This is a genomic window from Thiomicrorhabdus arctica DSM 13458 (assembly GCF_000381085.1).
In the GTDB taxonomy this organism is placed as follows: domain Bacteria; phylum Pseudomonadota; class Gammaproteobacteria; order Thiomicrospirales; family Thiomicrospiraceae; genus Thiomicrorhabdus; species Thiomicrorhabdus arctica.
Genome location: NZ_KB905899.1, coordinates 1,818,261 through 1,825,481, shown reverse-complemented (window position 1 = coordinate 1,825,481; position 7,221 = coordinate 1,818,261). Strand labels below are relative to the sequence as shown.

At 40.9% G+C, this 7,221-nt stretch carries 7 protein-coding genes; 4 read left to right on the top strand and 3 right to left on the bottom strand.

The features are described from left to right. The 3 genes from F612_RS13000 to F612_RS0108495 form a co-directional block, all read left to right on the top strand. Window positions 1-769 (top strand): type I secretion C-terminal target domain-containing protein (locus F612_RS13000; RefSeq protein WP_157760479.1); only part of this gene is annotated, 769 nt, incomplete at its 5' end. Window positions 770-854: 85 nt separating this feature from the next. Continuing rightward, entirely contained in the window at window positions 855-2,168 is a 1,314-nt protein-coding gene (locus tag F612_RS0108500) for a Sel1-like repeat-containing protein kinase family protein (protein WP_019557343.1), read from the top strand. A 181-nt stretch (window positions 2,169-2,349) separates the two neighbouring features. Further along, window positions 2,350-3,699 carry a Sel1-like repeat-containing protein kinase family protein gene (locus F612_RS0108495; protein WP_019557342.1) on the top strand — a complete coding sequence of 450 codons (1,350 nt, stop codon included), beginning with the start codon at window positions 2,350-2,352 and terminating at the stop codon, window positions 3,697-3,699. 46 nt (window positions 3,700-3,745) lie between these two features. Here F612_RS0108495 and F612_RS0108490 read toward each other — a convergent pair whose 3' ends face one another. Beyond that, entirely contained in the window at window positions 3,746-4,177 is a 432-nt protein-coding gene (locus F612_RS0108490) for a hypothetical protein (protein WP_019557341.1), read from the bottom strand. 175 nt (window positions 4,178-4,352) lie between these two features. On the opposite strand from F612_RS0108490, the gene F612_RS0108485 reads away from it, so the two are divergent. Next, a complete protein-coding gene (locus F612_RS0108485; protein ID WP_019557340.1) occupies window positions 4,353-4,883 on the top strand; it encodes an adenine phosphoribosyltransferase in 531 nt (176 codons plus the stop codon). 45 nt (window positions 4,884-4,928) lie between these two features. Here F612_RS0108485 and F612_RS0108480 read toward each other — a convergent pair whose 3' ends face one another. Continuing rightward, the gene (locus F612_RS0108480) at window positions 4,929-5,624 is read right to left on the bottom strand and encodes a pseudouridine synthase (protein WP_019557339.1); all 696 of its coding nucleotides are present in this window, start codon (window positions 5,622-5,624) and stop codon (window positions 4,929-4,931) included. A 194-nt stretch (window positions 5,625-5,818) separates the two neighbouring features. After that, window positions 5,819-7,213, bottom strand: a complete 1,395-nt coding sequence (gene argH, locus F612_RS0108470; RefSeq protein ID WP_019557338.1) for an argininosuccinate lyase — start codon at window positions 7,211-7,213, stop codon at window positions 5,819-5,821. Between the last annotated feature and the right edge of the window lie 8 nt (window positions 7,214-7,221).

Genomic DNA, 7,221 nt, shown 5'->3' with positions numbered 1-7,221 from the left:
TGGCGATGAAATTACAATCAGCGTCAACACAACAGAGGATACCTTTGTGGAGGGTAGTGAAGACTACAATGTGAGCATTGTGGGTACTGTTGGTGGAGGTTTTGAGAATTTAGAAACGAGTGGTTTAGTTACAACTAAAATAATAGATCATCAAGGCTCTGAGGACGATGGATCTAAAGATAACGGATCTAAGGATAATGGATCTAAAGATAACGGATCTAAGGATACTGGATCTAAGGATAATGGATCTAAGGATAACGGATCTAAAGATGATGGATCTAAGGATAACGGATCTAAGGATAACGGATCTAAGGATAACGGATCTAAGGATACTGGATCTAAGGATACTGGATCTAAGGATACTGGATCTAAGGATACTGGATCTAAAGACGACGGTTCGGGAGGATCTAAGGATATTGGAGAAGTAGATAACTTCATGTACGGTAGCTCTACCGATGACCTGTTTGCTATTGCAGCTGGACCCGCGGTAACATCGATTGCTGATTTTGATGCAGAACATGATGCTTTAGATTTAAGTGAGGTCATCTCTGATGATGCCGTATCAGAAGAAAATTTAAGTGATTATTTGAATTTCGGCAAAATTGACAGTGATGGAGATGGCGAAGAGAATGATACTAAATTAACAATAGATTCTGATGGAGATAGTTCAACTGAAGATGATAAGTCGACTGTTTACATTCAAGATAATTCCCTGGATAAAAACATGGTTAATATTGACGATATGAACGTTGATTTTCAAAATGACTAGCATTTAGTTTAGGATTTACTTAAAGGGGGGAAGAAATTAAATTCCCTCTTTGGGTATCGTGTAACAGAGATGGAGAAAAGATAAAATGTCAGATGACATTTTAGCCGTATTACAACGACAATCCGACTTAAGTAAAATTAAACTGATCGGTAAAGGCGGAGCTAGCTCTGTTTATAAGGCTATACAGCAATCAACGGCAGGTGAAAAATCACAAATAGTACGTGTGATTAGTGATATTCGTAATCATCACTCAATTAAGCGCGAAAAAGATTTACTGAACTATTTGAATCAGTTTTCTGATTTTTTTCATTTTAATGAAATACGAAAAGTAGGGCTTTATTATCTACAGTTTTTTGACTATAAGAGTAAGTTCAATTTAAAACAGCAGATTAAAAAAAAAGGGCCCTTGTCTTCAACGAGCACTAAAACACTGTTAGTCAACATGATTTCAACACTGGATAAGGTTCATAAGGTGGGATTTGTCCATGGAGATATTAAGCCCACTAATATTGTGGTGAGTGCCAAACAGTATTTCTTAATTGATTGGACTCAATCCATTCCTTTTTTGAGTTCTTTTGATGCGGAGATAATGGTCGGAGATAAACGCTATTCACCGCCTGAACGTTTGAATGGTCTGCTTGATGAAAAGAGTGACATTTATTCGTTAGGATGTACGCTTTATTATGCCTTGACCGGGAAGCATATATACCGATTAGATAAAGTTGAAGATACTAATCTGCAATTATGGGCGCAAGTACATCACTCCATTCATAAACTGAATACAGTGCCTGTTTTGTGGAGAAATCTAATTGTTTGGATGACTCAAAAGGAGCCTCTTAAACGGCCAAGTCTGCTCGAACTACAGAAATGGTTGGAAGGAGGACCCATTCCTAAATGGGTGCTTAGAAGTTTGGTTGAATCCGAGCAAGCTATGCCAGCAGACCCTATTGCTATCTTAGCAAGCGAGAATTATTTATACCCGATCTTTAGACAAGCATTAATGTATGAAGACGAGGGGAATTTAAGCATGGCTTTCAAACTTTATGAACGTTGCGCTTTGAGAGGCTATTCGCGTGCTGAAAATAATCTCGGTTTAATGTATGAGCGTGGTAAATCTGTGAAACCTTCCTATACTATGGCGATCAGTATGTACCAGCGCGCTGTTAAAAAAGGCAATCCGTTTGCTGCGAATAATTTAGCGCGGCTTTCTGAAAAAGGAATAGGCATGCCTATTAATTTAGGGCAAGCGTATAAGTTGCATAAGTTTGCTGCATTACGTGGTAATTTAAAATCTCAAAACTCGCTGGGATTAATGTATCAAAAGGGCTCTGGAATGAATGTTAACTTGTCTCAGGCGCGCTTTTGGTTTGATATTGCCGCAACCCACAGAAATAAATAAGCAAAATTAAAAAAGACCCATTGGATTCAAGTCGTAAGCGCAATAACTGGGACTTGAAGGGAACTGCAAATAAACGATACTGATGAGATGAATATTGATTATCAGAATGAATAAGCTATCATGTGAAGACCAAAAGGCACCTTTTTAGGTGCCTTTTTTAGAAGTTCTATGGAGAGACTGAATGTCTGATAGTGTATTAACCTTATTGGAACAGCAGCCTGATTTAAGCCAGATCAAATTGATTTCGACGGGCAAATCCGTCAGCGTTTTTAAAGTACTGCAAAAAACACCTGACGTTGAGCATATTCAAGTTGTTAGAGTACTGCATAATATTAAAAACCATTATGCAATAAAGCGCGAGAAGGATTTATTAAACTATTTAAACCAGTTTTCTGAGTTTTCTCGTTTCAATGAGATACGTAAAGTCGGTTTTTATTACTTGCAGTTTTTTGATTTTGCGGGAAAGCGAAATTTGCAACAATTGATTGCAAAGAAGGGGGCTTTGTCGCCTAAAATGACTAAAAATCTGTTGGCAAATATGATCTCGAGCTTAGAGAAAGCCCATAAAACTGGATTTATTCATGGCAATATCAAACCCTCCAATATTATTCAAGGCAAGAAACGGTTTATCTTAGTGGATTGGAGTCAATCGATTCCTTCGCTCAGTTCATTTGATACCGAGAGTATATTGGGTGATAAGCGCTACTGTCCTCCTGAACGTTTAAATGGTGAATTAGATGAAAAAGGCGACATTTATGCACTGGGTTGCACGATTTATTATGCATTAATCGGTAAGCATATTTATCGTTTGGATAATATTGAGAAAACCTCTGAACAGTTATGGGCGCAAGTTCATCACTCGATTCGTAAAATTAATAGGTTGCCTATTTTCTGGCGATATTTAATTCTATGGATGACCCAAAAGAACCCGCATAAACGGCCTACTTTGGAAGAACTTAAGTCCTGGTTAGTAGACTTCACAGTCCCTAAGTGGGTACGTAAGGATTCGCTTAAGGTCAAAAGTGATTATCCAGAAGACGCATTGTCGATATTGGCTGATGAGCATTATTTATACCCCATCTTCAAGCAGGCACTTATGTATGAAGCCTCAGGAGATCTAGAAACGGCATTCAATCTGTATGAAAATTGCGCATTTCGAGGGTATTCAAGAGCTGAGAATAATATTGGATTGATGTATGAGCATGGTGACCCAATTAATCAATCCTATGCAATGGCCGCCAATATGTATCATCATGCTTTTGAAAAGGGTAATCCGTATGCGGCCTATAACTTAGCGAGGTTGTTTGAAGGCGGTTTAGGTATGCCGATCAACCTTGAGCAGGCATATAAATTGTATAAGTTTGCGGCATTGCGCGGCCATTTAAAGGCCCAAAATGCATTGGGTCAATTGTATCAACAGGGAAAAGGCACGCCAAAGAATCTTTTTCAAGCGAGTTTCTGGTTCGGAATGGCAGCCCATTATGGTCATGAACAGGCCCGACAGAACTTAGAAGAATTATTACAACGGTAGCAGTACTTTAAGATGCTTCTCAACAGAGAATCGGTCTTCAAAAAAGCTAATAAATTGCGCTAGCCCTTCTTTGATGGGCTGTTTTTAAGCGCTGTGTATAGTGTTTCAACCAAAGATGAAATACGGGCATCTCATCTTTACTTAGATCCATAACTTCCGCTAGATTGTAGGCCTTTAATGGCAAGTCAGCGCTGGCACACGCGATTTTTAACAAATATAAAACTTCATCTTCATTAAAGTTGGCATTCTGAAAAAAATAGGTTGTTTTCGCGAGAAGAGTCGCTTTTAGAATACCCTCCCAGTGCTGCTCGGCAACACGGTGTTCACTTAACAGGTTCAGATCTGGCTTATTTTCCTGCCACATGATTAATAATTCATGCAATGGCTTAAAGGTGAGAAAGTGCTCAGCAATATCCCGCGCATTGGGGGGCAACTTGAGTAATAATGCGTTTTCATAATTGTTTTCAATTAATTGCATATGCGCCAGTTAACCAGAAAGTTTTATCGAGTATAGGTCTAAATAAAGTGAATCTGCAAATCTACTTCTCATGCAGGTTTACCTGTTAGAATAATGCTTTATTTGATAAGAGTAAAGCGCTCTGAACGCGCCTGTTATCAATATTCCTTCCTCTTTTAAGCACCGCAGGTGAATTATGTCTCAACCTTTGACACAGCATTTTTTAGCGCAATACTTAGAGTCTGTTGCAGACTTCCCAAAACCGGGTATTTTGTTTAGTGATATATCTCCTTTATTAAAAAGCCACTTTAAAGAGAGTATCGACGCCATAAGTGAGCTTTTTTCAGAAGAAGAGTGGTCGAATATCGACTGTTTGGTAGGGATTGAATCTCGTGGTTTTATTTTTGCCTCAGCATTGGCATATAAGCATAATAAAGGCTTTATTAAGGTAAGAAAACCCGGTAAGTTGCCGAATGTTCATGCCTCGGTAGAATATGGACTAGAGTACGGAACAGATACGTTGGAAATGCAAAAAGGTGATGGCAGTCGTGTCGTGCTGTTGGATGATTTGATTGCCACTGGTGGGTCAATGGGTGCAGGTGCAGAACTTTGTGAAAAGGTAGGTTATCAAGTTGTCGGTATGGCCTGTTTAATTGATCTGGCTGCTTTGAATAGCTTTAGCTACAATACCATGCAGGTTCGCTCCGTCATTCAGTTTAATGATTAATGAATGAAGTCAAAACAAAATGGCCAGACCGGGTCATTTTTTAAGTCAGTTTAAAGAGTTTATCTCTTGTGCTGTCAACGCTCTGAACGCGCCTAATTCTAGCTTAGAATCCAGAATAATCTCTCCCATACTTTCCCTATGTAAACTCACTACCCGATTGCCCACGGCGGCAAACATACGCTTGACTTGATGGTAGCGGCCTTCATAGATCGTTAAGCGGGCGGTAGTTTCATCCAATAACTCAATAAGTGCTGGACTGGTGGTCATCTCTTCATAACTAAAATAGATGCCTTCAGTAAAACGTTGTGGCGTCTCAGGCGAAAGTGCATAGGCCGTTTCAACGAGATAGGTTTTCGGAATTTTCTGTTTGGGTTCCGTCAACTTTCGTGACCATTTACCATCGTCGGTAATAATCAGTAAGCCGGTGGTGGCACGGTCGAGCCTTCCAGCAATGTGTAAACCCTGTTGTTCTATACCCTCTAATAATTCAAGTGCCACAGGATGTTGCTTATCGGTGGTGGCGCTCAGATACCCCGCCGGTTTATTGAGCATAAAATAACGAGCAGGTTGTGACGGAGTGAGTGGCTTTCCAGAAATTTCAATCAATGAAACGTTCGTGACAGGGTGACAGCGGTCATTAACAGTGATGCCATCGACACTGATTTGGCGCTGTGAGATAAGCTGTAAAACAGATTTACGACTGTAAGCCGCTTGTTTACTGAGAAAGCAATCTAAACGCAAAGGACCTCCGGAGTGGGTACAGAATTCGAATGGATGAAAGTCTATGGAAAAATAAGCCTGGAAGATGCTGTTGCGATGCAAATATGGATTTGATCCTACGCTCACATGGTTTTATATAGCCGCAGGACATGCCAGGCCTGGTAAATACCAGATTAAAAAATGACCAGGCCTGGTCACTTTGTAAGGATTTTGAATCAGTCTGCCAAATAGACCTTTGCACGTGCGACTGCAGCTCTGACTTGGCTAGGCGCGGTACCACCTAAGTGATCTCGAGCCGCCACTGAACCCTCCAGTGTCAGGACATCAAATACATCATCAGTAATCTGGTCACAGAACCCTTGTAACGTCTCTAAAGACATTTCAGAAAGGTCTTGCCCGCTTTGAATGCCGTGTGCCACCGCTAAACCGACCACTTCATGTGAATCACGGAAAGCCAAGCCTTTGCCTACTAAGTAATCGGCTAAATCGGTTGCCGTTGAAAAGCCACGTTTAGCGGCTTCATAGGTGACTTCACGTTTTACAATTAAAGCCGGTACCATGTCGGCAAACGCACGCAAGCTTCCACGGACAGTATCCACTGTATCGAATAATGGCTCTTTGTCTTCTTGATTGTCTTTGTTATAAGCCAATGGTTGAGACTTCATCAGCGTTAATAAGCTCATCAAATGACCATAAACACGCCCGGTTTTGCCGCGAACTAACTCAGGCACATCGGGGTTTTTCTTTTGCGGCATAATCGATGAGCCGGTACAAAAACGATCTGGCAGATCTATGAACTGGAATTGTGCCGAAGACCACAAAACCAACTCTTCTGAAAAGCGCGATAAGTGCATCATCAACGTAGCGGCAAAAGCGGTGAATTCAATGGCGAAATCACGATCTGAAACACCATCTAAAGAGTTTTCGGTAATGCGTTCAAAACCTAGTAACTCAGCCGTATAAGCACGATCAATTGGATAAGTCGTTCCTGCAAGTGCGGCAGAACCCAATGGTGAAGTATTGACCCGTTTACGACAATCTTGTAGGCGTTCTACATCGCGTTTAATCATTTCAAACCAGGCCAACATGTGGTGACCAAACGTCACCGGTTGTGCCGTTTGTAAATGTGTAAAGCCCGGCATAATGCTGTCCGCTTCACGCTCTGCTAATACCACAAGACCTTGCTGCAGGCGTTTCATCTCTGGCAAAATGGCATCAATTTCGTCACGAATAAATAGGCGAATGTCCGTTGCCACTTGGTCGTTACGCGAGCGACCGGTATGCAGTTTTTTACCGGTAATGCCAATCAAACTAGTTAAACGGGCTTCGATATTCATATGAATATCTTCTTGCTGAATCGACCAGTTAAACTCACCGGCTTCAATCTCATCCTGAACCTGCTGTAGGCCTGTTAAGACATCCTTTAACTCTATTTCACTGAGAATGCCGACTTTGCTAATCATTTTGGCATGGGCAATCGAACCTTGAATATCTTGTTTGTACATTCTTTGGTCAAATTGAATTGACGCCGTAAACGCTTCTACAAACGCATCCGTTGATTCGCTAAAACGGGCGCTAGAAAGTTTCTGTTGATTGTGTTCATTGCTCATACGGTTCT

What these genes read in the sequence shown, in the direction of transcription:
- F612_RS0108490 (WP_019557341.1), bottom strand. Translation starts at nt 4,177, where the DNA reads ATGCAATTAATTGAAAACAATTATGAAAACGCATTATTACTCAAGTTG.
- F612_RS0108500 (WP_019557343.1), top strand. Translation starts at nt 855, where the DNA reads ATGTCAGATGACATTTTAGCCGTATTACAACGACAATCCGACTTAAGT.
- argH (WP_019557338.1), bottom strand. Translation starts at nt 7,213, where the DNA reads ATGAGCAATGAACACAATCAACAGAAACTTTCTAGCGCCCGTTTTAGC.
- F612_RS0108495 (WP_019557342.1), top strand. Translation starts at nt 2,350, where the DNA reads ATGTCTGATAGTGTATTAACCTTATTGGAACAGCAGCCTGATTTAAGC.
- F612_RS0108485 (WP_019557340.1), top strand. Translation starts at nt 4,353, where the DNA reads ATGTCTCAACCTTTGACACAGCATTTTTTAGCGCAATACTTAGAGTCT.